The organism is Methylobacterium sp. (assembly GCF_019745455.1).
Lineage (GTDB): Bacteria > Pseudomonadota > Alphaproteobacteria > Rhizobiales > Beijerinckiaceae > Methylobacterium.
The window spans coordinates 38,028-60,931 of sequence record NZ_JAIETD010000107.1; the positions used below are offsets into that span (position 1 = coordinate 38,028).

Consider the following 22,904-nt stretch of genomic DNA (forward strand, 5'->3'; position numbering starts at 1 on the left):
AAATAAAAACCGGAGGGGCGACGCCTCCGGTACGCGGATTGCGCGTTGGGTCGCGGTTGTCGGCTTCCCTCGAAGGCGCGTCCTGCTGAGATTCCTACGGAGAGCCCCATGAGCATCGGCCTGATCGCCCTCCTTGACGATGTCGCGGCCCTCGCGAAGGTCGCCGCGGCGTCCATCGATGACATCGCTGCGCAGGCCGGCAGGGCCGGGACGAAGGCCCTGGGGATCGTCATCGACGATACGGCGGTCACGCCCCGCTACGTCGTCGGCTTCGCCGCCGCCCGCGAGGTTCCGATCATCGGACGGATCGCCTGGGGCTCGTTGAAGAACAAGTTCCTGTTCCTGCTGCCCGGCGCCCTGGCGCTGAGCGCCTTCGCCCCGTGGGCGATCACCCCGCTCTTGATGCTCGGCGGAATCTATCTCTGCTACGAGGGCGCCGAGAAGATCCTGCATGCCGTTCTGCCGCATAAGGCCGAGAGCCACGAAGTGGCGGTGGGTGCCGCGAAGGAGGACGCGAAGGCGCAGGAGGACCAGAGGGTCCGCAGCGCGATCCAGACCGACTTCATCCTCTCGGCGGAGGTGATGGCGCTGACCCTCGCCTCGCTCGAGGTGAATACGGTGGCGATGCAGGCCACGATCCTCGCCGTCGTGGCGCTCGGCGTGACGGTTCTGGTCTACGGCCTGGTCGCGCTCATCGTGAAGGCGGACGATGCCGGGGTGGCCCTCGCCGTCAACGAGAGGCCGGCCAGCAGCATTCTCGGGCTTCGGCAGCCCGACAAGACGGCGCCTGCCTCGGGTATCGACCGGGCCTTGGCGCCGGTGACAAGAGGGTTTGGCCGCGGACTCGTCGTCGGCATGCCCTATTTCCTGAAAGTCCTCGCCTTCGTCGGGACCGCCGCGATGCTCTGGGTCGGCGGCGGCATCATCCTGCACGGGCTGGAGGAGTATGCCGTGAAGGCGCCTGGGCATGTCGTCCACGAAGCCGCCTCGCGCGCCGCCGCACTGGTTCCCTCGCTCGCCGCCCTCGTCGAATGGGTGGTCACGGCCGCCCTCTCCGGCGTCGTCGGCCTCGTCCTCGGCGCCCTGACGATCCCGCTGGTCCAGTTCGTCATTGCTCCGGTCGCCGGAAAAATTACTGGCCTCTTCCGTTCGAAGCCGCAGAGCGAGACCGCTCCGCGACGGGCCTGATGTGCGAATGGCTCCCCGAGGAGCCATTCGCCTTCAAGCGTTCTTCGGCGCTCGCGATCAGAAGCAGCGGCGCTTGCGCACCACCGTCACGCGGCCCAACGGCCCGCGGCGCTTTGTGACGACGGTCTTGCAGCGAGGCCCGCGCACCACGGTGCGGGAGACGACCCTGGCCTGTTCGATCCCGCTCGCCGGGGCAATGCCCTGGCTGAAGACGAGCGGCGCCGCCATGGCCGGCGCGGCGATGCTTCCGAAGGCGAGGGCGGCGATCCCGAGGACAATGGCTCTCATGATGAGGCTCCTGTTCGTTGCTGGGGGGCGCGGTCTCGCCTCGGTCGCCTGAACGAACGATTAATCGCCGTGGCCTTCTCCGACCGGCGGAGCGTTTGCGTTGCACGCTGGTGTCGCCTCGTCTAACTCCGAAGGCATGATCACGGACCACGACAAGATCCTCATCGTCGATTTCGGCTCCCAGGTGACGCAGCTCATCGCGCGGCGCGTGCGGGAGGAGGGAGTCTATTGCGAGATCGTCCCCTTCACCAAGGCTGGCGAAGCCTTCACTGCGGTGAAGCCGAAGGGCGTGATCCTCTCGGGCGGCCCCGAATCGGTGACCAGCGATGCCTCGCCGCGAACCCCGCAGGCGATCTTCGAGGCCGGCGTGCCCGTCTTCGGCATCTGCTACGGCCAGCAGACCATGGCGGCCCAGCTCGGCGGCGAGGTCGAGGCCGGGCACCATGCCGAGTTTGGCCGCGCCGAGATCGAAATCCTGGCCGATTGTCCCCTGTTCAAGGGCGTCTGGCATGTGGGCGAGCATTACCCGGTCTGGATGAGCCACGGCGACCGGGTCACGAAGCTGCCCGACGGCTTCACCACCGTGGCGATCTCCAGGAATGCGCCCTTCGCTGCGGTGGCGGACGAATCGCGGAACTTCTACGCGGTGCAGTTCCACCCGGAGGTGGCGCACACGCCCCACGGCGCCCTCCTCATCCGCAACTTCGTGCGCGACATCGCCGGCTGCACCGGCGACTGGACCATGGGCGCCTACCGCGAGGAGGCGATCGCCAAGATCCGCGAGCAGGTCGGCACCGAGCGCGTGATCTGCGGCCTCTCGGGCGGCGTCGATTCCTCGGTGGCGGCGGTGCTGATCCACGAGGCGATCGGCGAGCAGCTGACCTGCGTCTTCGTCGATCATGGCCTTCTGCGCCTCGGAGAGGCCGAGGAGGTCGTGCGGCTGTTTCGCGACCACTACAATATTCCGCTCGTCCACGTTCAGGCGCAGGAGATGTTCCTCGGTGCGCTCGAGGGCGTCAGCGACCCTGAAGTGAAGCGCAAGACCATTGGTCGCCTGTTCATCGAGGTCTTCGAGGAAGAGTCCAAGAAGATCGGCGGCGCCGCATTCCTGGCGCAGGGCACGCTCTACCCGGACGTGATCGAGAGCGTCTCCTTTACCGGCGGCCCCTCGGTGACGATCAAGAGCCACCACAATGTCGGCGGTCTGCCCGAGCGCATGAACATGAAGCTCGTCGAGCCCCTGCGCGAATTGTTCAAGGACGAGGTCCGGGTGCTCGGCAAGGAGCTCGGCCTGCCGGAAGCCTTCGTAGGGCGCCACCCCTTTCCCGGCCCCGGCCTTGCCATCCGCTGCCCCGGCGAAATCACAGGCGAGAAGCTCGACGCCCTGCGCAAGGCCGATGCGATCTACCTCGACGAGATCCGCAAGGCCGGCCTCTACGACACGATCTGGCAGGCGTTCGCGGTGATCCTGCCCGTCAAGACGGTCGGCGTGATGGGCGACGGCCGCACTTACGACCACGTCTGCGCCCTGCGCGCCGTCACCTCGGTCGACGGCATGACGGCCGATTTCTACCCCTTCGACATGGCATTCCTCGGTCGCGTCGCGACCCGCATCATCAACGAGGTCAAGGGCATCAACCGGGTGACGTATGACATCACGTCGAAGCCGCCTGGGACGATCGAGTGGGAATGATTTTTGCCCCTCCGGCAATATCCATTTGTACGCTCTAGTACGCCATAATGCATTGAAATATAACGGTAATTGTATCATCGTCTATCACCGTCTATCGAGGGGCAGTGCTCCGATTTGACGGTATAGCAGACGGTATGGGAGAACTTGTTCGATCTGTAATTTCGCTATACCGTCAGGGCTAAGAGAGCTGCTGACGGTATTATTTCTGGTACTAACAGGCTGATATAAAACGGGAATCATGCTTTCAGCCTCGCCTGTTTTGCCCTGACGGTATAATCGGCGCCTCTCTCCGGTTTTTGACGGTTTTGGAGGCCCACATGCTTACTGACACTGCGATTAAGGCACTGAGATCACAGAATAAATTGTACAAGGTGAGTGATCGCGACGGTATGTACGTCGTGGTGCAGCCGTCGGGGGCAATCGTGTTCCGGTACGACTACCGCCTCAATGGACGTCGGGAGACGCTGACGCTCGGCCGATACGGCCCAGATGGCCTCTCGCTTGCCAGGGCTCGCGAGAAGCTGATCGATGCGAAGCGGGCCATTTCAGAGGGGCGGTCTCCGGCCCAGGAGAAGCAGCACGACAAGCGGCGACTGAAGGAGGCGAAGAGGTTCGGCGAGTTCGGCGAGAAATGGTTCCAGGAGTCGCGCATGGCCGACAGCACGCGCGCCATGCGGCGCTCGATCTACGAGCGCGACATCCTGCCAACGTTTCGAAACAGGCTTTTGACGGAGATCGCGCCTGACGATCTCCGCATGATGTGCGGAAAAGTGAAGGATCGCGGTGCTCCAGCCACGGCCGTCCATGTACGGGATATCGTGAAGCTGATCTTTGCGTTCGCGATCTTGCATGGCGAGAAGGTCGCCAACCCGGCGGATGAAGTTGGGCCCGCGTCTATCGCAACCTTCGTACCGAAGGATCGTTCGCTATCACCCGCGGAGATCCGCGTCATGCTCGGCCAGCTCGAGCATGTGCCGACCCTGCCGACTATACGGCTGGGAATGAAGCTCTTCCTTCTGACGATGGTCAGGAAAAGCGAGCTGCAGGACGCGACGTGGGATGAAGTCGATTTCGAGAACGCCGTCTGGTCGATCCCAAAAGAGCGAATGAAGCGGTCGAAGGCACACAACGTCTACCTGTCGGAGCAGGCGGTGGACATCTTCATCGCGCTGAAAACTTGCGCGGGTAACTCGCGCTATGTCCTTCCTTCGCGATACGACGCTGACGCACCGATGTCGCGGGCGACATTCAATCGGATAACGACAGCGGTCGTCGTCAGAGCGAAAAAAGAGGGGCTGCCGCTCGAACCGTTCACTGTCCATGACCTACGACGCACAGGTTCTACCCTGCTGAATGAGCTGGGCTTCAATAGCGACTGGATCGAGAAGTGCTTGGCGCATGAGGACGGAAGGTCCTCGCGTGGCGTCTATAACAAGGCGGAGTACGAGCATCAACGCCGCCATATGATGCAGGAGTGGTCCAATATGTTGGACGCCTGGGTTTTGGGTCAGAAGTATCGTCCGACGCTGCTCCCGGCCACGATGGAGTTGCTTGAGTTGGAGCCTAGTGTTTGACGGGCCGCGAGCGGCGCAGCCTCACATCAGGGCTTGGAGCACGTTTGATTGCATTTGCGCGAGACGCATGGCGCCGAGCATCGAGCCAGGCTTCCACCTCTGCCAAGTCCCAGACGACGCAGCGCGAGGTGAGATAGAAGCGCTGCGGGAATTCTCCCCGCTGCTCCATGTCGTAGATCGTGCTGTCGGCAAGCGGTACGATCTCTCGTAACTGCTGCCGGCGAATGGTTCTTCGGGCGACATGTGGGGCAGCGCTCATACCGTATCTCCACTTCTTTGCTCTTGTGGAGATAGAAGGCGATAGATCCGCCGCTTTGAAGCCCGCGCGTGAACGTGTGCGGTAATATCGGGCTATAGCGTGTAAATCGGACGGGTGGTCTCAACGGGCAAGTGTCGTCTAGGAGCGTCGGCCGACCCTTGGGCCTTGCTCCTAGCCGACGCCGGACGTAGAATTTCAGTCCGATGGAACCCCGCGATTCACTTCAAAATCCGGTTCCGAGAGGAGTGTCGGTTCGATTCCGACCACCCGCACCACCTTTAATCTCAAGGTAAACCGACGGCCAAAAAGTTCGAATCTCACCCGGCTCGCCGGGGTCGACGAAGATGCGAACTATCTCTTTCAGATTCCCGCCGCGACCCCGAAAAACCCGCCCCAGCAGAGGAAGCGCGATCGTGACCGTGCTGAGCGCATGCGTCTGGCGGGCGGTCCGATGCCGTCGCTGCGGGAGAAAGCCTACGCATTCGCCCGCCAGCGTACGATCGTGAGGACATGCGATTTTACCGCCATCGGTATCCCGCGGCACTATCTCGCCTGGATGTGCGAGGAGGGCTGGCTGGTGAGGGAAGGCTACGGCCTCTATCGCGCAGCCGAGCGAGAAGCTGCCTGATGGAAGCTTCGTCCGCGGAAATGTCAGGCCGCGCCGTGTTCGCCGTAGGCCCGAGCGGCTTTGACGACATCGACAATCCGGTCTTCGCGCAACGCATCGATCGGGCGCTGGCCGCCGAGGCGAGCGTCGTCGGTCAGCATGAAGTTGACCCGCATCCAGGGCTCCTCGATCGTGAACGCCTCGACCACGGCGCTCATACCGGGAAGCAGTCCGGTGCCGGTGATCTGGAAGGCGGGATAGGCGCGCTCGCCATCGACATCGAGCCAAAGGAGGGGCTGGGCCTCAAGTTCCTCGGGCGTCAGGCCGATCCGACCTGCGAACTCATCGCGGGACAGAACCCCGCCTTCCATGACGAGCATGCCGCGCTTCATAGCCGAACCGCGGGTGAAGGCCTCAGCCAAGACGGCGGTGTCAGCTATGGTTCCTGCTTGCATGGATGATCCTCCTGACCTCATCGGCCTTTGATCCCGACGAAGCCTACGAAAGAAACGGAGCCAGAGCCAGGATCGTTCATGGGCACACCGTTTCTGGCGACGCGCCCACGAACTTCTCAGCCTATGTCGTTAGCGCCTATCCCGGTTCGCCGCATTCGGCACACGGATCGCTTCGTTGTTCGGTTCGATGTCGCGCAGGTGAGCTTCATCGCGCCTATCATCGTGGATACGGCGCTCGGCGCGATCGACCGTCACATCGGCGAGTTCAAAGTGCTGGTTCACTGCAACCAGGGCCTCTCGCGGTCGCCCTCGATTGCGTTGCTTTATCTACTGAAACACACGGACGCGCTGGGGTCGCAAGATCCCGCTGCCGCACTGTTGGCGTTTCGGAGGCTCTACCCGTCGTACGCACCTGCTCAGGGCATGGCGGACTATGTGCGGCTGAATTGGGCGAAGTATTTGCAGGATGGCTAGCTCACTTTCGGAGCTGTTCCAAAGATGACCTTTCGGGAGCGGGAGCCGCGAGCCTACTTGTGACCGACTCGCGTGGAGTGTCCGCTTCCGGCACTGAACCCAAGTTCCGCTAGTGACTCGTTTCGCACCTTCAGCATGTCAGCTTCGCGTCCGCACGATAAGCTGACATGCCCGGGAGCTTCAGTCTTTTCTGGCGGAGTGCGCATTGCCCATCGGCCATATCCAGGTGTCCAACTCCGATGGCACGCAAACGCTGAAGCGGCAGCGCGACGCGGTGTTCGCGACCAACCTTTCCGGTCGATAACGTCCTGGTCATTTTGCCGAGCTTGCGGATTAGCCGCGAACCACCTGCTCAAGACCAGCCCCGGCGAGCCGGGCGGCGGCGAGCAGGCGATCGAGATCGTGCCCGTTGCGAGCGCTGGCGGACAGGCCGGCCATGACGGTGCTCATATAGTCGGTCACGCGCTCGGCCTGTTCGGGATGGCGCGCGGCGACGAAGCGATGGATCGCCTCCTCCGCCGCCGCAAGGAACGTTCCGGCCGCCTCGCGTGCCTCGCGGTCGGTGCAGCGCACACCCTCGATAACGAGGCACCCCGCCGCGTCCGGATCGGCGGCATAGCGCCGCGCCGCCGCTTCCAGCACCGCGACGAGGCATTCCGCGACCGGGCGATCGGCGTTCAGCAGATCGAACAGCGGGATCGCGCCGGTACCGGCATAGCGATCGAGAATGCGGCTGTAGAGCTCGGCCTTGCTGCCGAAGGCGGCATAGAAGCTGGGCGGGTTTATCCCGATCGCCTGAGTCAGGTGCGCGATGCTGACGGCATCATAGCCACGCGAATGGAACAGCCGCTGGGCGGTCGCGACCGCTTCGTCCGGGTCGAACAGGCGCGGTCTGCCGCGTGCGCGGGATAATTTTGTATGAACCACTACAAATACCTTGACGGGTGTTTCAAGTCGTTTATGTAGCGAGTCGTAAGTTATTGATCAAGGAAAGTCCGATGGGTGTGTTTGAGGCGAAATCCGTTCTCGTGCTGGGTGGCAGTCGGGGGATCGGCGCGGCGATCGTTCGGCGTTTTGTGGCAGATGGCGCGAAGGTGACCTTTACCTATTCCGGTTCGCCTGACGCGGCCCACGCGCTGGCGGCCGAAACGGGCAGCACCGCTGTCGAGACGGACAGCGCGGATCGCGACGCGGTGATCGCGCGCGTGAAGGACAGTGGCGCGCTCGACGTGCTGGTCGTCAATGCCGGAATCGGTGTTTTCGGCGATTCTCTGGAGCAGGATCCGGACGCAATCGACCGGCTGTTCCGGATCAATATCCACGCGCCCTATCATGCCTCGGTCGAGGCCGCGCGCCAGATGCCCCAGGGTGGCCGGATCATCGTCATCGGATCGGTGAACGGCGACCGGATGCCCGTTCCAGGCATGTCCTCCTACGCGCTCAGCAAGTCTGCGCTGCAAGGGATGGCGCGCGGGCTGGCACGCGACTTCGGATCCCGCGGGATCACGATTAATGTGGTGCAGCCCGGCCCGATCGACACCGACGCCAATCCGGCGGACGGACCGATGAAGGAGCTGCTGCACAGCTTCATGGCGATCAAGCGCCACGGCCGGCCAGAGGAAGTCGCGGGCATGGTGGCGTACCTCGCCGGCCCGGAGGCGGGGTTCGTTACGGGCGCCATGCACACCATCGACGGCGCGTTCGGTGCCTGATCCGACCTCGCCCGCGCCGATGACCACCATCGGCATCATCGGCGCGGGCGAGGTCGGCAGCCAGATTGCCCGCGCCGCCATCGCCAACGGCTATCGGGTTGTCATCGCCAACTCGCGGGGGCCCGAAACCCTGGCCGGGCTGGTCGCGGAGCTCGGGCCGCCTGCCCGCGCCGCGACCGCTGCCGGTGCGGCGGAGGCGGGAGAATTCGTCGTGATCGCGGTCCCGCTCAAGCTGGTCAACGACATGCCCGTGGCGCAACTGGCGAACAAGATCGTGCTCGACACCAACAACTATATGCCGTGGCGCGACGGGCGCTATGCCCTCGTCGATACCGGCGCGAAGACCGAGCACGAACTGCGGCAGGACCAGCTGCCAACGTCCAAGGTCGCGAAGGCGTTCACGCATATCCAGGCACCGCGCCTGTTGCTGTCGGCGCGGCCCGCTGGCACGCCGGGGCGGCACGCGCTGTCGGTGTCGAGCGACTATCCCGAAGCGGTGGCGCTGGTCACGCGACTGTACGACCAGTTCGGCTTCGACACGGCGGACAACAGCCCGCTTAGCGAGTCCTGGCGGAGCGCTCCGGGTCAGCCCGCATGGCACGCGCACGACCATCAAACGCGTCCCGCGCTGATTGCGAACCTTGCCAAGGCGACACCGCTCCCACCGAGATAGGGCAGACTGCCTCTGCCCGACCACACCGCCCATGCCTACGAGGTCTTCGCCGTTCTCGCCCGCGCCGGCATCACGTTCATGTCGGCCTGCGCCTGCCGCGGTCGGTATCGCTGAGAGGGCAGCAGCGATCCGCGATCCCGCCGACAAGGCCTACGGTGTTCGACTGAAAGCGGGAGTCTGTGTGAAGAGCGGAATGTCGCCTTTCAGCCAAGTCGGTAATGACCGCTGCTGGCGCGAAGCCGAAATGCGCCGCCGATCGCCTGTCTTTCCACGCCATGGCCACCGATTATGCGACGGGCGCGCTGAAGGGGTGGGCGAGCTCGGTACGTAACGCTATTCTACGCCTGCCTTCGATCGCTCTTGCGGCCCTGCGCTGGCCAAGCCAACAGGATCGCACCGGATCGTAGCGTAGGGAAACATCGCACGCCAGCGCACAGTATCGCGCCATGGCGTAGGAAAAAGCGTGGCTCGCCGGAGTCGGTGAAAATGCGAACTTCGATCTGCCGATTCCCCTCAATCATATCCAAAGGCCCGCCGTCAAGATGCGCAAGCGTGATCGACTGAGAGCAGAAGGATTGTCGCTGCCGGCGGGCCGATGCCGAATCTCCGAGAGCGCGCAGTGATGTTGGCGGAGAAGCTAGGCGAAGTCCGCACCCGTGATTTGACGGAGGTCGGCATTCCTCGGTGCTACTTAACAAGGATGTGCGAGGAAGGACTGTTGATCAAGGTTGGCTACGGGCGTTACCGCGCTGTTCCGCGGCGAGCCGCTTAACCGGAACGCTGCCGACCGTCAGTCCGAAGATGGGCCGAATAGGCGCACCGCGCTGTCGATGATCAGTTGGGGTCGCGGTTGGTGTAGTTGAGAGCAACCCAGGCGTATCCGACAGGGTTGCGGCGGACATGGCCGATTCCGGGGAACGCCGTATGGAGCATGGCAATCAAGGTCTCATTGCGCGCGAACTCGTCGAATGCTTCAGCGCGGAGCCGCATTAGAACTACGAACCATCACCGCTATCGATGACTTGCCGGACAGTCGGGTTCGCTTCAGGGAGCGCCAGTTCCGAAAAGTGCCGTCGGATATGATCCAGCTTGGGATCGATGTAGCGGCGGCAGAAGGGCCTGCTCGGGTCGGTTCGATAGTAGTTTTGGTAACGCTCGTCCGACGCTCTGAAACCTTTAAACGGGAGGACCAGGGTGTGCACCGCCTTGGCAGACGCGCCGGCGAAGCGGACGATCGCCTGTTCGGCCTCCGGCCGCTGGCTCTCTTCAAAGATGTAGATCGCGCTGCGGTACTTGCTGCGAGGCGAGCGGGCCCTGGCAGCGGAATGCGTTCTGAGATGCACCTCGGACAGCGTCGCCAACGGAATAACCGATGGATCGAAGGTGACGATCACCCCTTCTGACCAGGTATCTGCCGGCGCGTCCGACTGGACAAAGCCCTGGTCGACCTGGGCGACGCCGCGCAACGCCTGGAACACGCCTTCTGTGCACCAATGGCATCCCCCTCCAAAGCCGGCCTTCGCCATCATCACCTCCACGCCCAGGCGTCATTCCTGACGTAGGTTTGCCCGGCGAAGCGCTAGCGGCTGATTTCGAAGAGGAACCACGCACGGCGCTCAGCCTCGTCCGTCCAGGCATCGATCAGGCCGGACGTCGCATTATCCTTCGCCTTGTCCGCGACATCCTTTGCGCGGCGAAACGACTCGACCATGTGGAGATTGTCGGCGCGGAGTTCGCCCAGCATGTCCTGCGGCGTCACGAACTCAGCATCATTGTCCTTGATGGTCTGGTGGCGCGCGATATCGCCGATCGATCGAATGGTGGTGTTGCCCGTCTTTCGGGCGCGCTCGGCGATCGCATCGGTGACGGCGAGGATCTCTGCGGCCTGCTCATCAAGAAGCAGGTGATAGTCCCTGAAGTAGGGTCCGGAGACGTGCCAGTGGAAATTTTTTGTCTTCAGGTAACTCGCGTAGCTGTTCGCCAGAATGATCTTCAGAGCGTCGGCGACAGTCATCGCCGCGCATTCGTCAAGATCAGAAGGTGTCGGAAGGGCGGAGGCATTGTTGTTCGTCATCGCTTAGACTTTCTCAATCTGGCTACACGGGATCCAGCACCGATTCCCCCACGGATGGCGATGTATAGAAGATGAATTCATTGCCAGACGAAGTCCAATGGCCGGTGGCTATAGTTTCGATACCTTTGAGCGACATGCGCAGTCTTGGGGGGCCGGGCGTCGCAGGCGGACCGGTCGGCCGGGACCTCCACCTGCCCGTCAGGGGGCCGGTCGGAAATCCAGCACGAACGCGACGACCTTTTCGGCGGACATCTCGCACGGCTTCAGCAATGTTCTATCTGATGTAACGCGATAGAGGTTGAAGCTGACAATGTCGGTCCCGGCCAACTCCCTGGCGAACAGGCTGTTGCGACGTCCGTCACCGGATCGCCGGACAGTCACGCCGAAACGCCGGCCTTCGTAGGCGCCTTCGCTGTATCCCTCGGGAAGCTGCGCGAAGGCGGCATCGAACTCGGCAAGCTCCATCTCAATCCAGTCGTCTTGATTCGACAGAAGCCCAAGGGTCCGAGGCCCTCGGCGCCAGTCCGCGGAGAAGGTCCGGGGCGGAGCCCTGTAGCCGACGCGGCCTGGGATGGGCGGAAAAGCCGTCCCGCGGGCGCTTGCACATGGCGCTGAGGCCGCCACCTGTCCGCCTGCTACGCAACCTCCACGCCTTTCCAGAAGGCGATATGATCCCGGATGCCCTCGGCGCCTGGCGTCGGATCTGGATAGGTCCAGGCTGCGTTCACGTTGAGCGCGTCTCCCACACGCACATGGAAGTAGCGCGCGGCGCCCTTGATCGGACAGACAGACGTGTGGGGGCTCATCTCGAGCAGGCCGAAATCGACTGCCGAAGGTGGGAAGTAGTGGTTTCCCTCGACGACGACTGTCTCGTCGCTTGTGGCGATGGTGGTGTCTTTCCAGATAGCTGAGACCAACTGACTCTCCTTTCGTATTCATCAACCGGCACGGGGTTCGTGGGCTGTCTGGCCAAAGCCGCACCCCCTCAGGTGGCAGGCGGCGTGCGCCCGAGAAGTTTGTCGAGCTCGCCTCTGACATCGAGCGCGAAAAGCTCATCGGAGCCACCGACATCCGTGCCGTTGATGAAGATCTGCGGCACGGAGCTTCGACCCGCGACGCTTCCGTCATGGCCTGCCGGTGAACCGGATTTGCCTCTATATCGAGTTCCTTCCATTGCACGCGCTTCTCCTTGAGGAGCGTCTTCGCCCGGCGGCAGAACGGCACCAGTTCGTGGTGTACAGCAGCACATCAGTTGTCATATCGCGTCTCCGACAGTTGGAAGCGGATCGCTGTCATGGCGAACGTCGCGGTCAGCCGCGTTCGAGGAGGGCGACTGTGCCTTGACCGCCGTCGGCGCAGATGCTGACGATTGCCCGCGATCCGGGCGGCATGGCCCAAAGTTCCTTCACCGCCTGGCTGAGGTCGCGCGCGCCTGTAGCGCCGAACGGATGACCTAGGGCGACCGAGCCTCCATTGGGATTGACGCGGTCCCAGTTGAAATCGCCCATAGCCGCCTGGACACCGGCTGTCGCGCGCACCCACTCCCGATCGGTGATGGCCGCGACGTTCGCCAGGACCTGGGCTGCGAAGGCTTCGTGGATTTCCCAGAGTGCGATGTCGGAGAAGCTGAGTCGATGCCGCGCGAGCAGGCGCGGAATGCCATAGGAGGGCGCCATCAGCAGACCCTCGGTGGGGAGATCGACGGCAGAGATCTCGTAGTCTACGAGCCGCACGTAGGGGGTGCCCCCCGGGAGTCTCGCCACACCGGCTTCGGTGGCAACCCAACACCCGGCGGCTCCATCGGTAATCGGTGAGCTGTTTCCGGCGGTCAGGGTTCCCCTCCCGCTGTCGCGATCGAAGGCAGGCTTGAGTGCGGCCAGCCGTTCGGGCGACGTATCGGCGCGCGGGTTCGCATCGCGCGCCAGCTCAGGCAGCGAAATCACGAGATCGTCGAAGAAGCCACGTTCCCAACCAGCGACTGCCCGCTGGTGGCTCTTGAGCGCCCAATCATCCTGCGCGACGCGCGAGACCCGCCAAGCCTTGGCGGTCTCCTCCATATGATCACCCATCGTCCTTCCGGTGATCCGGTTTGCCCAGCCCTTTGTGGGGAGCACGTAGTCTCGTGGAGTCAGAGACTGGAGGGCGGCAAGCGCGGCGGTCGCATCCTGCGCAAAGAGGTCGGTGAGCCGCTTCGATGCATCGGCCGTCAGGGCGATTGACGGCCGGCTCATGACTTCGGACCCGCCGACCATGGTGAGGTCGGTTCCTCCGCCCAGCATCCCTGCCGCAGCGAAGGTCGCCGTCATGCTGGTCGAGCATGCCAGGACGACGGAGAACGCCGGAACAGTCGGATTGAGCTTGGCATCAAGCCAGGTTTCGCGAGCAATATTGCTCCAGCCCAAATTCGGGATCACGGTTCCCCAGACGAGGAGATCAGGCTCCGCCTGCGCCGCCATCGCCTGCACGACAGGCACGGACAGAGAGATGGCATCGTAGGCAGCCAACGCGCCTCCGCCGCGGCCGAAAGGCGTCCGAAGGCCAGCGGCAATGAAGACGGGTTCGGCAAAGCGGCTCATGATGATCTCCAAAATTAATCCGTGGGCTGCACGTCCACGATCGGCGGGACGCGAAGTAGCTTGCGCCGCTAGCCGCCGTAGCGCTCGGTTTTGACAATGGAGGGGTCCAGGCCGGCCAGCAGCGCGCCCTCGGTCGCGATGTTGACGAATCCGTTGGACCCGCAAACGAAGACTTGTGTGGGCTTCCGGGGAAGCCGAGCCAGGATTTCCTGGACCATCGCGCCGTCGATCCGTCGCGCAAAGTCCGATGCGCGGAGCGGTTTCTCGCGCGTAATTGCCAGCGCCAAGACGAACGCCGGATCGCTGATCTCGACGGAATGAAGCTCTTTTGAGAAGAGAACGTCCTCGGCGGTTCGTGCGGACAGGAGCAGCGCTGTGGGCGCGGCCTGGGCCAGTGCGCGGCGCTGCCGGATCATCGCCATCAACGGCACGAGGCCGGAGCCTGCCCCGATCAACAGCACTGGGTCTATGGCAGGTTCAGGCCATAGGAAATGGCCGCCGAGCGGACCACGAAGCTCGATTTCGTCGCCGATCGCTGCGACATCGTGAAAGAACGGCGAAACTTCGCCATCCGGTAGGCGCTCGATAGCGAGCTCGACGATCGGAGACGAGATTGCCGAAGACGCGATCGAGTAACTCCGCATCGCACTGTAGCCACCGGGCGCGGTCAGCCGGACATCGACATGCTGCCCTGCGATGTGCGCGAACGGTTTGCTCAACCGAAGGAAGAAGCTCTTGATACTCGGGGTCTGTTGGACGATTTCGTCGATTACGCATGGCTGCCACGCGATTTGCGCGCCGTTTTCAGTCATTGGTGTATCGTTGCTCGCGCCACGGATCGCCGTAGATGTGATAGCCGCGCAGCTCCCAAAATCCGGCCTCGTCACGCGTTGTGAATTGCAGCGCGTTCACCCATTTGGCGGACTTCCAGAAGTAAAGGTGCGGAACCAGAAGACGCGCCGGCCCTCCATGATCGCGGGGAAGCGGCTTGCCCGCATAGTTGAGGGCGACCATCGCTTTCCCGGAGAGAAGATCCGCCAGCGGGATGTTTGTCGAGTAGTTATCGTAGCAGTGCGCCAAGACGAAATCGGTGGGCCGATCGAGCCCTGCATCTGCAAGGATGTCTTCTACGAGTACGCCCTCCCACGCGGTATCCAGCTTGGACCAGGACGTGACGCAGTGAATGTCTCGGGTCACCTTGGTCTTCGGTAGAGCGTTGAACTCGCTCCAATTCCACACTTTGACCGGCTTCGGACCGATCTTGACGGTGAATTTCCAATCGGAGGGCTCCACGTTCGGCGTTGGCCCGGCCGTCAGAACAGGGAAATTCTCCACGAGATGCTGACCCGGCGGAATCCGATCGGACTGGTCGCCGCCTGGACCGCGGCCTGTGAAACCTCTGGTGACCATAGCGAAACCCCCTTGCTTGTCACGACAGACCAGAACCGGATTCAGTTCAGAATTCTGTAAAAGATCTTTGCGCGCACAACCGCCGAACGAGCCAATTCACTGAAAATCAGAATACCGGATTCTCTATTAGCGTAGAGAAAAGTGTTGGACCATTTTGAGTCGTGGTTATGCGTGAAGACTATAGCGTCAGTCCAGTATGATTTCCCAATACCCTGTAGCTATAGTTTCGATAGCTTCGAATCGGCAACGCAGGCGTATCCCCGTCAGCGGATTTCGAGCGGACGCCGTCGCTTGCCAACGTTGGTGTGAGACCGGCGGGCGAGATCGCCCCTGCCAACGCGACCGCTGAGAGGTCGACTCCTCAACCGCTTGGGCGCTTATCGCCTCCATCCGGATGCTCACCCGCCGAACAGCAATAAACTGCTATCCTCGCTAAACTTTCGAATCCGGCTCGGAGGTATGGAAACTATGTCGCACCGCTATTGGTAATGCTGCGCGCATACCTTCATAGTCTGACACGCGAAATCTTTAAATCCTGAGTATAGTTCGGAAGAAATTTCAATCTGATCGATCAGACTTCAGGATACAGCAAGCTGGAGACACTGATGAAAGCCGTTGGTTATAAGGTTCCGGCACCCATCGCCGAGGACGCCGCGCTGGTCGACATCGATCTGCCTAGGCCTGTCGCTGAAGGAGGCGATATCCTGGTTGAGGTGAAGGCTGTCTCGGTCAACCCGGTCGACTATAAAATCCGCAGCAGCACGCCGCCCGCTGATGGCGATTGGAAAGTGCTGGGATGGGATGCGGCCGGGATCGTGCGCGAGGTCGGCCCCGACGTGACGCAATTCGCCCCAGGCGACGAGGTCTATTATGCCGGATCGCTCATAAGGCCCGGCACCAATGCGGAGTTCCATCTCGTCGACGCCCGGATCGTCGGTCGTAAACCCGTGTCGCTCGACTGGGCGGAAGCGGCGGCGCTGCCACTCACGACGTTGACGGCCTGGGAAGCCATGTTCGATCGCCTGGACGTGACGAAGCCCGTCCCCGGGGCGGCGCCGGCGATCCTCATCATCGGTGGTGCGGGTGGGGTCGGGTCGATCGCCATCCAGATCGCGCGACAGCGCACGGATCTCATCGTCATCTCCACCGCCTCTCGGCCGGAAACCCGGGAGTGGGTTAAAGGGCTTGGGGCTCATCATGTCATCGACCACTCTCGGCCGCTCGCGCCACAGATTGCCGAGCTCAACATCGGCGCTCCCGCTTTCGTGTTCTCGACCACGCATACCGAGCAGCATGCATCCGACATCGCCGAACTGATCGCCCCGCAAGGACGGTTCGGATTCATCGACGATCCCAAGGCACTCGACGTCATGCTGTTCAAGCGCAAGGCAGTGTCGATCCACCACGAGCTGATGTTCACACGGTCGCTCTACGGCACGCCCGACATGGATGAGCAGGGCAAGATCCTCAATTCGCTGGCGGTGCTGGTGGACGACGGCAAAATTCGCACGACGCTAACGGAAAAATTGTCGCCAATTAATGCCGCCAATCTGAAGACGGTGCACGCACTGATCGAAAGTGGCGCGGCAAGAGGGAAGATTGTCCTCGAAGGCTTCTGATGACTGCCACCGCCGAACGTCTTTTCTAACCTCAAGAACGCCGGACGGATTATGCCACGGCGAAGGAAATTCCATGACGAAATCCATTGCCACCGCCTCGATCAACCGCGAAACCGCCGTCGCCCTCATCGATGCTGCGATCGCCGCGGCACGTACAATCGGCATCCCGGCTGCGGTCGCCGTCGTCGACGCCACCGGTAACCTGCGCGCGTTCGAGCGCACTGATGACGCGCCGTTTCTCACCGTCGATGTTGCCATCGACAAGGCTTGGAGTTCCGCCTCGTTTGGGTACCCGACCCATGTCTGGAACGACTATGTTTCGAACGATCCAAAAGTGGCGCCGCTGGCCTATCGCCCCCGGATGGTCGCTGTCGGCGGAGGCTATCCGATCCTGGAAGACGGGAAGTTGATCGGCGGGATCGGCATCTCCGGAGGCAACTATCAGCAGGATCAGGATGCGTGCGTCGAGGCACTCACGAAAATCGGGTTCGAGCTGCCAGCCTGACGACTTTAAGGCCATCGCCAGCGGCGGTGGCCTGCAGATCCGACCTTACGAAAGACTTAAGATGGAAGCGTTCGTCGTCTTCACCCGCGAAGAAACCACCGATCCGGAAGAACTCGCAACCTATTCTGCAGGCATCGGCCCATCGTTCGATGGCCACGACGTAACCTTTCTCGCCGCTTATGGCGCGATGGAGCATTTGGAGGGGCCACCCGTCGAAGGGGCCGTAATTTTGCGGTTCCCGACGATGCAGGCCGCCCGTGATTGGTATCATAGCCCCGCCTACCAAACCATCGCTGCGCACCGTTTTGCCGGTTCCCGCTATCGCGCCTTTATCATCGAGGGGCGGCGGTGACACACCGACGGAAGAACGGCGGCGCTGGCCACGAGTATCGGTCGGCGAACTCGCATCCTACAACCTGTAGGGGATCAAGGCGGTGAGGTTCGCGTGCCATCGCCACACGCGACCACTCATCGGACTTCTGCATCGGAATTGGAAGATCAGATGAGCGTCGACGAACGACAAGCCCCCGAGCTGCGGGTGCAGAGATGGATTGGCGTGGATGGAGAAAGCATCGCGCCGTTCAAGCTGTCGGATCTCGGCACCGGCCCGAAAGTTCTCTTCGCTTTCCAGCACTGGTGCCGTGGCTGCCATTTGCATGGATTTCCGACGCTACAAAGGTTGCATGGTGCATTGAGCGCCAAGGGCGTGGGCTTCGCGGTGATCCAGACCGTCTTCGAAGGAGCGGATGAGAACACCTTCGAGAAGCTGCGCGTGAACCAGCTCAAGTATGCGCTTCCTGTCGCGTTCGGTCACGACGAGCCACCTGCCGGCGCGACGCTTCCCACCTTCATGGAGGACTACCGCACGCGGGGAACGCCCTGGTTCTCCGTGATGGACGCTGGCGGCCGCATCGTATTCTCGGACTTCCATCTCGACGCCGATCAGCTCGTGAAGGGACTGGAGCTGGTGTAACCGATGCGGCGCTGGGTCATCCTGATTGCCACCCATCTCGCGATGCTCGCCATGGGCTTCGCGGGCGGTGTCTACACGCTGCCGATCCTGACCGCCCCCCAGGCCCCGGACGCGGCGGCCTTGCGGACCATCTCAGCCGAGACGCTCTACGCAGGGCGTCTGGCCCGCGATCTCAAAGGCAGCGACCTGCTTCACTGGGGGGAAGGCGAGATCCGGGTCTCGCGCGACCGTATCGCCCATATCGGGCGCCTCGCCCCTGGTCCCGACTACAAGCTCTACCTCGCACCACGTTTCGTCGACACGAAGGAGGCCTTTCTCCTGATCAAGGACAGATCAGTCCGCGTGGGCGACGTGAAGACGTTCAACGGCTTCATCGTCGAGGTGCCTGCCGGCATCGATGTCCGTGACTACAACACGGTCGTCATCTGGTGCGAAGCATTCGACCAGTTCATCAGTGCGGCAGAGTATCAACCCTCAAGTCAGGCCCGAGAATGAGCCCGGCGATGGATACCATGAGGTCGGCGGGCAAGCGCGGCCTCGTTCTCGCGCCGGTGGCGGCGCTGCTGCTGAGCGTCGCCACTCTGCTGCTGGGCAATGGCCTGCTGAGCACGCTCCTGATCGTGAGAGCCGGCCATGAGGGGTTCTCGACCGGCGCGATCAGCGCGATGATGTCCTTCTACTTCGCGGGTTTCACGATCGGCGCGCTCGTGTTGCCACCGATCATCGTCTCCGTGGGACATGTCAGAACCTTCGCCGGCTTCGCGGCCATTGCCTCGATGACCGCCCTTCTCCATGTGGCGTTCGTGGAGCCGATCGCCTGGATGCCGCTTCGCCTGATTACCGGCTTCGCCTGATTACCGGCTTCGCCTACGCGGGCATGATCCTCGCAACGGAGAGTTGGCTCAACGCCCACGCATTGCCATCCACACGCGGGCAGCTCCTGTCGATATTCGGAGTTGTCTCTATGGGCTCATGGGCAATCGGGCAGGCGTTGCTCAACATCGCACCGCCCGCCGACGTGACATTGTTCCTCATCGTGTCGCTGCTGATATCAGCGGCGGTGGTTCCGATCACCTTGCTGCCCAGTCATCCGCCGGCCCAGGTGGACAGGAATGGGTCGCGTTCAGGGACCTCGTCCTCGTATCACCTCTCGCTGCGGCTGGCGCTTTCCTGGCCGGCCTGGCTATCGGTGGTTTCTGGGGCATGGGCGCGAACTTCGCCCAGAGCATCGGCCTCGATGTGGGCGGTATCTCCGCCTTCATGGCTGCGGTTCTTGGTGGAACGCTCGCCTTCCATTGGCCACTCGGTTGGCTTTCGGATCGAGTGCCCCGGAATCTTGTCATCGCCGGTGCGGCGCTGGCGTCCGCAGCGTCTGCCATCGGCGTAGCGTTGGCGGTGGAAGCGCCTCTGCCGCTGCTCCTTGCGGCAGGTGCGCTGTTCGGCGGCTTTGGCATCCCGATTTATTCGTTGTGTCTCGCCGTCGCAAACGACGATCTTCCGGCCGGTCGGCTACTCGGCACCGCGCGCGGGCTTCTGTTGCTCAACGGGATCGGGACAGCCGCTGGCCCCCTAGTAGGAGCAGCTGCAATGAATATCGTCGGCCCTGGCGGCCTGTTCCTTTATGCGGCGGCGTTGCTCACGCTCCTGGCAGTGCTGGCCATCGCCCGCAGGCAGCCGAGGCGCGCCAACCAGGCCAAGGCGGCCCCCCGTTCTCCGAACACGCCGATGATAACCGGATCTCTCGATACGATGATATGCATGGAGAAGCGGGCGCAGGGCGTGCGGGATTAGCGCGGCACGGCGCCTGCACGAACCGCGGGGTCAGGCGATGATAGCTGTTACGCGAATTTCGATACGCATGGTTGGAAGCCCCAGCGCTTCGATTCCCAACTGCGTCCAGATTGGAGCGCGGTCGGGCATGTAGTGGCGATACAGCTTGGCCATTGTTTCGTTGATCACGGGAGGGAATCCACCGACGTGATAGGAATTGACGTGGACCACATGCGGCCAGCGTGCTCCGGCGGTCGCGAGCGTCCGTTCCACGTTCTTGAACGCCTGCTCGATCTCTTCCTCAATCGACTCCGGAATGACGAGATCGTCGTTCCATCCGCCCTGTCCGGAGATCTCCACGCGGTCACCAATGCGCATTGCCTGAGAATAATGAAGCGCGTCATGCAGGCGCGTCCCGTATCCGGGGGTGATGAAGAATGAAGGTGTTGTCATGAGTTTGCCTTTGATGAGCCAGGTCAATGCGGCTGCAAGTGACCGTATGCATGCAGAAAGAGAAGCAGGGCGTTCGGCACTAGCGCGCCGGCTGCGGTGGAGGGCTTTATTCCACGTCTTCTACGATGAGGTCCCGGCCGTTGAACTGCACGGTCTCCCCGGCTCGGGCGCCCTCGATCGCTTCGAAGATCGGCGCCATCGTGGAAATGCCCATGAGCTCACGCCCCTGACAGGTAAACTTGCTCGTTGACACCGCGATCACAAAGTGGCGGCCGGACAGCTTGACGACAGCGCCTTCGTTGACGGCCAACTTGGGGCCGAAATCGATCGTCCTGAGCTTTTCGAGTTTATTGGCGTAGTCATGGAGCGTGTCATCGAGCGCTTCAGCGAAGTCGCTCGCGACCTCGGCCTGAGCTAGTTCGTCGTTTTCGATCGGTTCGCTCCGATCGAGCCGAGCGGTAGAGACATAGTCCAGGTAGTTTTCGCGAGCGCTGTGCAACGCTGCTGTCTCCAGCAAGAGCATAGTTTCTCGTATGTGGTCCTTGTTCCAGTCCATAATCACCTCCTAATTTTCGATGTTCTTAAAGTTCAGCCTGCAGATGTGTGGGCCAGGAAGGCCAGCCTTTCCGGCTAAGCGACACCGCTATTCGTCGCTGATGACGTCTTCGCCCTGGTATGGAACCCTGATCAGCCGAGGATCTCGAATGATGCTCGTGACGAGCCAGACATATTCCTGCTCGGCGGTATCGAAGCCGAGGATGCTGAAGGATTGGCCGAAAGGGCATGGCGGGAAGTCTGGAAAGCCCTCGCGCAGAACGTAACGCTCGGGATCGCTGTGAAACTCGCTCTTGTAGACTTTCCGTAGTCCGTGCTTGCTCGGCGCGTCCTGGTCACCTGCCGGTGCTGTTTCCCGATGCGCCACAAGGCGCTCGGACAAGTCGCGGGGGCAGATTTCGTGGAACACGTCGAAGGCGTCGATCAACAGGCCTTTATGCTCTGTCGCCGGATCGGTGATCGCGTAGATGTTGGAGGCATCTTCGCCGTCGTCCCCGCTCTCGAGGCGCAACGCCGCATCGACGCGAATGCCGCACGGATCGAGGGTCGATCCCAGTTCGAGATCGACGAGATTGCCGTCCTTGACGCGGTATTCGCGGTCATAGCCTTTGGCGATGAATGACTGGACTGCTTCTAGAACGTCGGTCACCTGGGAGGTCATGGAAGCACCTTCATCTTGAACTGGATTGGACACGCTCGCGCACAAAGCGCGCTGTGACTCGGCGGACGGAGAAGCTCGCGAAGTGCGTTACTCATAGCCACTTGGCCTTCTTGAAGCGCATGAACAGGAGAAGGCAGAACACCGCTATCACTCCGAGCACGACGAAGTAGCCATATGGCGTGTCCAGTTCCGGCATGTGCTTGAAGTTCATGCCATATATTCCGGCGATCGCCGTCGGGACCGCCAAGATCGCCGCCCAGGCCGCGAGCTGGCGAGTGACCACACCGATCCTTTGCGCTTCCAGAAGGCTGCTGGCCTCGAAGACCGTGGACAGGACAAGCAGGAGGCCGTCGACCATGGACTGCACGCGGTGGACATGGTCCGCGACGTCGTGGAAATATGGTGTCATTTCGGCGCTGATGCAGGGAAAGTGGCCGCGAACGAGCTTTCGCACCAGCTCGGCCATAGCCCCGAGCGTGCGCTGGAACCGCGTGAGTTCGGACCTTAGTTCGAAGATTCGCGCCACCTCTTCTGGCCCGAGGAAATCGTGCAGCGACCGTCGCTCCATCGCCAGGACGTCGTCCTCGATCATTTCGAAGATGGGCAGATACTGGTCGACCACTCGGTGCAAGATCGCGTGCAGCACATAGTCGACACCCTTGCCGAACTGCGTCGGCGATGCCTCGAGTTGCTCCCGAAGTTTGCCCAGCGCTCCGGCATTGCCGTGCCGCACGGTGATAAGATGATTGTGACCGGTGAAGATCGCCATCTTGCCGTAGCTGATCCGGTCGCCGACCAGCTCGGCGGTCTGGGCGACGACGTACAACTCATCGTTGTAGACCTCGAGCTTGGGCGGGCACAGCGGGTGCATGGCGTTGTCGATCGCCAAAGGATGGAGGTTATACGTCGTCTGGATCGCGCTGAGTTCGTCTGCGGTGGGCTCGCTAAGCGCGATCCAGCAGAAGCCCGAGCGATTCTCGTTTAGTTCGACGTGCTCATCGAGCCTGATTTCACGGACTCGCTTACCTTCGTTGTAATAATATGCGGCGATAATGGTCATGCAGGCCTCGCAGGAATTCGCAGGCCACGCTGTACAGCCGGTCGCGCCAGCCCGCGTTCGAGCCATGCCTGCACGTTCGAATAGCTGCTTAGGCCGAGGATGTCGCCCGCTGCGTAGAATTCGACCAGCGCATTCACCCAGCCAAACGTCGCAATGTCCGCGATCGAGTAATCATCGACAATCCATTCGCGGCCCTCCAGCCGGTGATCCAGGACCCCGAGAAGACGCCTGGATTCATCAACAAAGCGCTGCCGAGGTCGCTTGTCCTCATAGTCCTTGCCGGCAAATCGCAGGAAAAAGCCTAGCTGTCCGAAGGTCGGCCCAA

Annotated in this window: 31 protein-coding genes and 1 pseudogene; 15 read left to right on the forward strand and 17 right to left on the reverse strand. The window is 62.2% G+C overall.

The features are described from left to right. Positions 1 to 108: 108 nt before the first annotated feature. Complete coding sequence (locus K2Y56_RS19510) at positions 109 to 1,188, forward strand: DUF808 domain-containing protein (RefSeq protein WP_292511392.1); 1,080 nt, start codon at positions 109 to 111, stop codon at positions 1,186 to 1,188. A gap of 57 nt (positions 1,189 to 1,245) precedes the next feature. Here the strand turns inward: K2Y56_RS19510 and K2Y56_RS19515 are convergent, their stop codons facing one another. Further along, on the reverse strand, positions 1,246 to 1,476 hold the full coding sequence (locus tag K2Y56_RS19515; RefSeq protein WP_292511395.1) for a hypothetical protein: 231 nt from the start codon (positions 1,474 to 1,476) through the stop codon (positions 1,246 to 1,248). Positions 1,477 to 1,612: 136 nt separating this feature from the next. Between K2Y56_RS19515 and guaA the strand changes: the two genes are divergently transcribed. Then, on the forward strand, positions 1,613 to 3,169 hold the full coding sequence (guaA, locus tag K2Y56_RS19520; RefSeq protein ID WP_292511398.1) for a glutamine-hydrolyzing GMP synthase: 1,557 nt from the start codon (positions 1,613 to 1,615) through the stop codon (positions 3,167 to 3,169). A gap of 317 nt (positions 3,170 to 3,486) precedes the next feature. After that, positions 3,487 to 4,743: a tyrosine-type recombinase/integrase gene (locus tag K2Y56_RS19525; RefSeq protein ID WP_292511401.1), complete on the forward strand. Its 1,257-nt coding sequence runs from the start codon at positions 3,487 to 3,489 to the stop codon at positions 4,741 to 4,743. On the opposite strand, the gene K2Y56_RS19530 is transcribed toward K2Y56_RS19525, so the two are convergent. Next, a complete protein-coding gene (locus K2Y56_RS19530; RefSeq protein WP_181268293.1) occupies positions 4,733 to 5,002 on the reverse strand; it encodes an AlpA family phage regulatory protein in 270 nt (89 codons plus the stop codon). The genes K2Y56_RS19525 and K2Y56_RS19530 overlap by 11 nt on opposite strands. A 430-nt stretch (positions 5,003 to 5,432) precedes the next feature. Here K2Y56_RS19530 and K2Y56_RS19535 point away from each other — a divergent pair, with 430 nt between their 5' ends. Next, on the forward strand, positions 5,433 to 5,630 hold the full coding sequence (locus tag K2Y56_RS19535) for a type IV toxin-antitoxin system AbiEi family antitoxin domain-containing protein (RefSeq protein ID WP_026227546.1): 198 nt from the start codon (positions 5,433 to 5,435) through the stop codon (positions 5,628 to 5,630). Between the two features lie 23 nt (positions 5,631 to 5,653). On the opposite strand, the gene K2Y56_RS19540 is transcribed toward K2Y56_RS19535, so the two are convergent. After that, a complete protein-coding gene (locus K2Y56_RS19540) occupies positions 5,654 to 6,064 on the reverse strand; it encodes a hypothetical protein (protein ID WP_292511411.1) in 411 nt (136 codons plus the stop codon). Positions 6,065 to 6,142: 78 nt separating this feature from the next. Here K2Y56_RS19540 and K2Y56_RS19545 point away from each other — a divergent pair, with 78 nt between their 5' ends. Next, positions 6,143 to 6,538, forward strand: coding sequence for a hypothetical protein (locus tag K2Y56_RS19545; protein ID WP_292511414.1), 396 nt, complete (start codon positions 6,143 to 6,145; stop codon positions 6,536 to 6,538). A gap of 333 nt (positions 6,539 to 6,871) precedes the next feature. On the opposite strand, the gene K2Y56_RS19550 is transcribed toward K2Y56_RS19545, so the two are convergent. Continuing rightward, on the reverse strand, positions 6,872 to 7,465 hold the full coding sequence (locus K2Y56_RS19550) for a TetR/AcrR family transcriptional regulator (RefSeq protein ID WP_018429645.1): 594 nt from the start codon (positions 7,463 to 7,465) through the stop codon (positions 6,872 to 6,874). 71 nt (positions 7,466 to 7,536) lie between these two features. On the opposite strand from K2Y56_RS19550, the gene bdcA reads away from it, so the two are divergent. From bdcA to K2Y56_RS26580, 3 genes are all read left to right on the forward strand, one after another. Further along, positions 7,537 to 8,250: an SDR family oxidoreductase gene (gene bdcA, locus K2Y56_RS19555; RefSeq protein WP_026227545.1), complete on the forward strand. Its 714-nt coding sequence runs from the start codon at positions 7,537 to 7,539 to the stop codon at positions 8,248 to 8,250. 19 nt (positions 8,251 to 8,269) lie between these two features. Further along, positions 8,270 to 8,923, forward strand: a complete 654-nt coding sequence (locus K2Y56_RS19560; protein ID WP_026227544.1) for an NAD(P)-binding domain-containing protein — start codon at positions 8,270 to 8,272, stop codon at positions 8,921 to 8,923. Positions 8,924 to 9,545: 622 nt separating this feature from the next. Next, the gene (locus K2Y56_RS26580; protein WP_366849147.1) at positions 9,546 to 9,695 is read left to right on the forward strand and encodes a type IV toxin-antitoxin system AbiEi family antitoxin domain-containing protein; all 150 of its coding nucleotides are present in this window, start codon (positions 9,546 to 9,548) and stop codon (positions 9,693 to 9,695) included. A gap of 223 nt (positions 9,696 to 9,918) precedes the next feature. Here K2Y56_RS26580 and K2Y56_RS19565 read toward each other — a convergent pair whose 3' ends face one another. The 8 genes and pseudogenes from K2Y56_RS19565 to K2Y56_RS19600 all read right to left on the reverse strand — a co-directional run bounded on the left by K2Y56_RS19565 (position 9,919) and on the right by K2Y56_RS19600 (position 14,983). Beyond that, a complete protein-coding gene (locus K2Y56_RS19565) occupies positions 9,919 to 10,452 on the reverse strand; it encodes a peptide-methionine (S)-S-oxide reductase (protein WP_018429640.1) in 534 nt (177 codons plus the stop codon). Positions 10,453 to 10,502: 50 nt separating this feature from the next. Next, positions 10,503 to 10,997: a DNA starvation/stationary phase protection protein gene (locus K2Y56_RS19570; RefSeq protein WP_292511426.1), complete on the reverse strand. Its 495-nt coding sequence runs from the start codon at positions 10,995 to 10,997 to the stop codon at positions 10,503 to 10,505. A gap of 198 nt (positions 10,998 to 11,195) precedes the next feature. Further along, entirely contained in the window at positions 11,196 to 11,462 is a 267-nt protein-coding gene (locus K2Y56_RS19575; protein ID WP_292511427.1) for a hypothetical protein, read from the reverse strand. A gap of 170 nt (positions 11,463 to 11,632) precedes the next feature. Next, a complete protein-coding gene (locus K2Y56_RS19580; protein WP_018429637.1) occupies positions 11,633 to 11,914 on the reverse strand; it encodes a DUF427 domain-containing protein in 282 nt (93 codons plus the stop codon). Positions 11,915 to 11,982: 68 nt separating this feature from the next. Continuing rightward, positions 11,983 to 12,256 (reverse strand): annotated as a pseudogene (gene grxC, locus K2Y56_RS19585) (glutaredoxin 3). Between the two features lie 51 nt (positions 12,257 to 12,307). Then, complete coding sequence (locus tag K2Y56_RS19590; protein WP_292511431.1) at positions 12,308 to 13,573, reverse strand: thiolase family protein; 1,266 nt, start codon at positions 13,571 to 13,573, stop codon at positions 12,308 to 12,310. A gap of 68 nt (positions 13,574 to 13,641) precedes the next feature. Next, complete coding sequence (locus K2Y56_RS19595) at positions 13,642 to 14,385, reverse strand: ferredoxin reductase (RefSeq protein WP_292511434.1); 744 nt, start codon at positions 14,383 to 14,385, stop codon at positions 13,642 to 13,644. Continuing rightward, positions 14,378 to 14,983, reverse strand: a complete 606-nt coding sequence (locus tag K2Y56_RS19600; RefSeq protein ID WP_018429633.1) for a sulfite oxidase-like oxidoreductase — start codon at positions 14,981 to 14,983, stop codon at positions 14,378 to 14,380. Before K2Y56_RS19600 ends, K2Y56_RS19595 begins: the two co-directional genes overlap by 8 nt. Positions 14,984 to 15,588: 605 nt before the next feature. Between K2Y56_RS19600 and K2Y56_RS19605 the strand changes: the two genes are divergently transcribed. The 7 genes from K2Y56_RS19605 (at position 15,589) to K2Y56_RS19635 (ending at position 19,871) form a co-directional block, all read left to right on the forward strand. Beyond that, the gene (locus K2Y56_RS19605) at positions 15,589 to 16,602 is read left to right on the forward strand and encodes a zinc-binding alcohol dehydrogenase family protein (RefSeq protein ID WP_018429632.1); all 1,014 of its coding nucleotides are present in this window, start codon (positions 15,589 to 15,591) and stop codon (positions 16,600 to 16,602) included. Positions 16,603 to 16,675: 73 nt separating this feature from the next. Then, positions 16,676 to 17,107, forward strand: coding sequence for a heme-binding protein (locus K2Y56_RS19610; RefSeq protein ID WP_004357630.1), 432 nt, complete (start codon positions 16,676 to 16,678; stop codon positions 17,105 to 17,107). 61 nt (positions 17,108 to 17,168) lie between these two features. Continuing rightward, positions 17,169 to 17,459, forward strand: coding sequence for a DUF1330 domain-containing protein (locus K2Y56_RS19615; RefSeq protein WP_292511443.1), 291 nt, complete (start codon positions 17,169 to 17,171; stop codon positions 17,457 to 17,459). 150 nt (positions 17,460 to 17,609) lie between these two features. Continuing rightward, a complete protein-coding gene (locus K2Y56_RS19620; RefSeq protein WP_292511446.1) occupies positions 17,610 to 18,080 on the forward strand; it encodes a TlpA family protein disulfide reductase in 471 nt (156 codons plus the stop codon). Positions 18,081 to 18,083: 3 nt separating this feature from the next. Beyond that, the gene (locus K2Y56_RS19625; RefSeq protein ID WP_066117798.1) at positions 18,084 to 18,575 is read left to right on the forward strand and encodes a DM13 domain-containing protein; all 492 of its coding nucleotides are present in this window, start codon (positions 18,084 to 18,086) and stop codon (positions 18,573 to 18,575) included. 8 nt (positions 18,576 to 18,583) lie between these two features. Then, positions 18,584 to 18,934 carry a hypothetical protein gene (locus K2Y56_RS19630; protein ID WP_292511451.1) on the forward strand — a complete coding sequence of 117 codons (351 nt, stop codon included), beginning with the start codon at positions 18,584 to 18,586 and terminating at the stop codon, positions 18,932 to 18,934. A gap of 349 nt (positions 18,935 to 19,283) precedes the next feature. Next, positions 19,284 to 19,871 carry an MFS transporter gene (locus K2Y56_RS19635; protein WP_292511455.1) on the forward strand — a complete coding sequence of 196 codons (588 nt, stop codon included), beginning with the start codon at positions 19,284 to 19,286 and terminating at the stop codon, positions 19,869 to 19,871. 30 nt (positions 19,872 to 19,901) lie between these two features. On the opposite strand, the gene K2Y56_RS19640 is transcribed toward K2Y56_RS19635, so the two are convergent. The 5 genes from K2Y56_RS19640 to K2Y56_RS19660 all read right to left on the reverse strand — a co-directional run. Beyond that, the gene (locus tag K2Y56_RS19640) at positions 19,902 to 20,303 is read right to left on the reverse strand and encodes a RidA family protein (RefSeq protein ID WP_004099044.1); all 402 of its coding nucleotides are present in this window, start codon (positions 20,301 to 20,303) and stop codon (positions 19,902 to 19,904) included. A 106-nt stretch (positions 20,304 to 20,409) separates the two neighbouring features. Further along, the gene (locus K2Y56_RS19645; RefSeq protein WP_292511463.1) at positions 20,410 to 20,859 is read right to left on the reverse strand and encodes a hypothetical protein; all 450 of its coding nucleotides are present in this window, start codon (positions 20,857 to 20,859) and stop codon (positions 20,410 to 20,412) included. 87 nt (positions 20,860 to 20,946) lie between these two features. Further along, complete coding sequence (locus K2Y56_RS19650; RefSeq protein WP_292511467.1) at positions 20,947 to 21,564, reverse strand: hypothetical protein; 618 nt, start codon at positions 21,562 to 21,564, stop codon at positions 20,947 to 20,949. 46 nt (positions 21,565 to 21,610) lie between these two features. Further along, entirely contained in the window at positions 21,611 to 22,579 is a 969-nt protein-coding gene (locus tag K2Y56_RS19655) for a magnesium and cobalt transport protein CorA (RefSeq protein ID WP_039392455.1), read from the reverse strand. Then, positions 22,576 to 22,904, reverse strand: a 329-nt coding sequence (locus tag K2Y56_RS19660) for a glutathione binding-like protein (RefSeq protein WP_292511474.1), incomplete at its 5' end; no start/stop codon positions are given. The genes K2Y56_RS19660 and K2Y56_RS19655, both read right to left, overlap by 4 nt.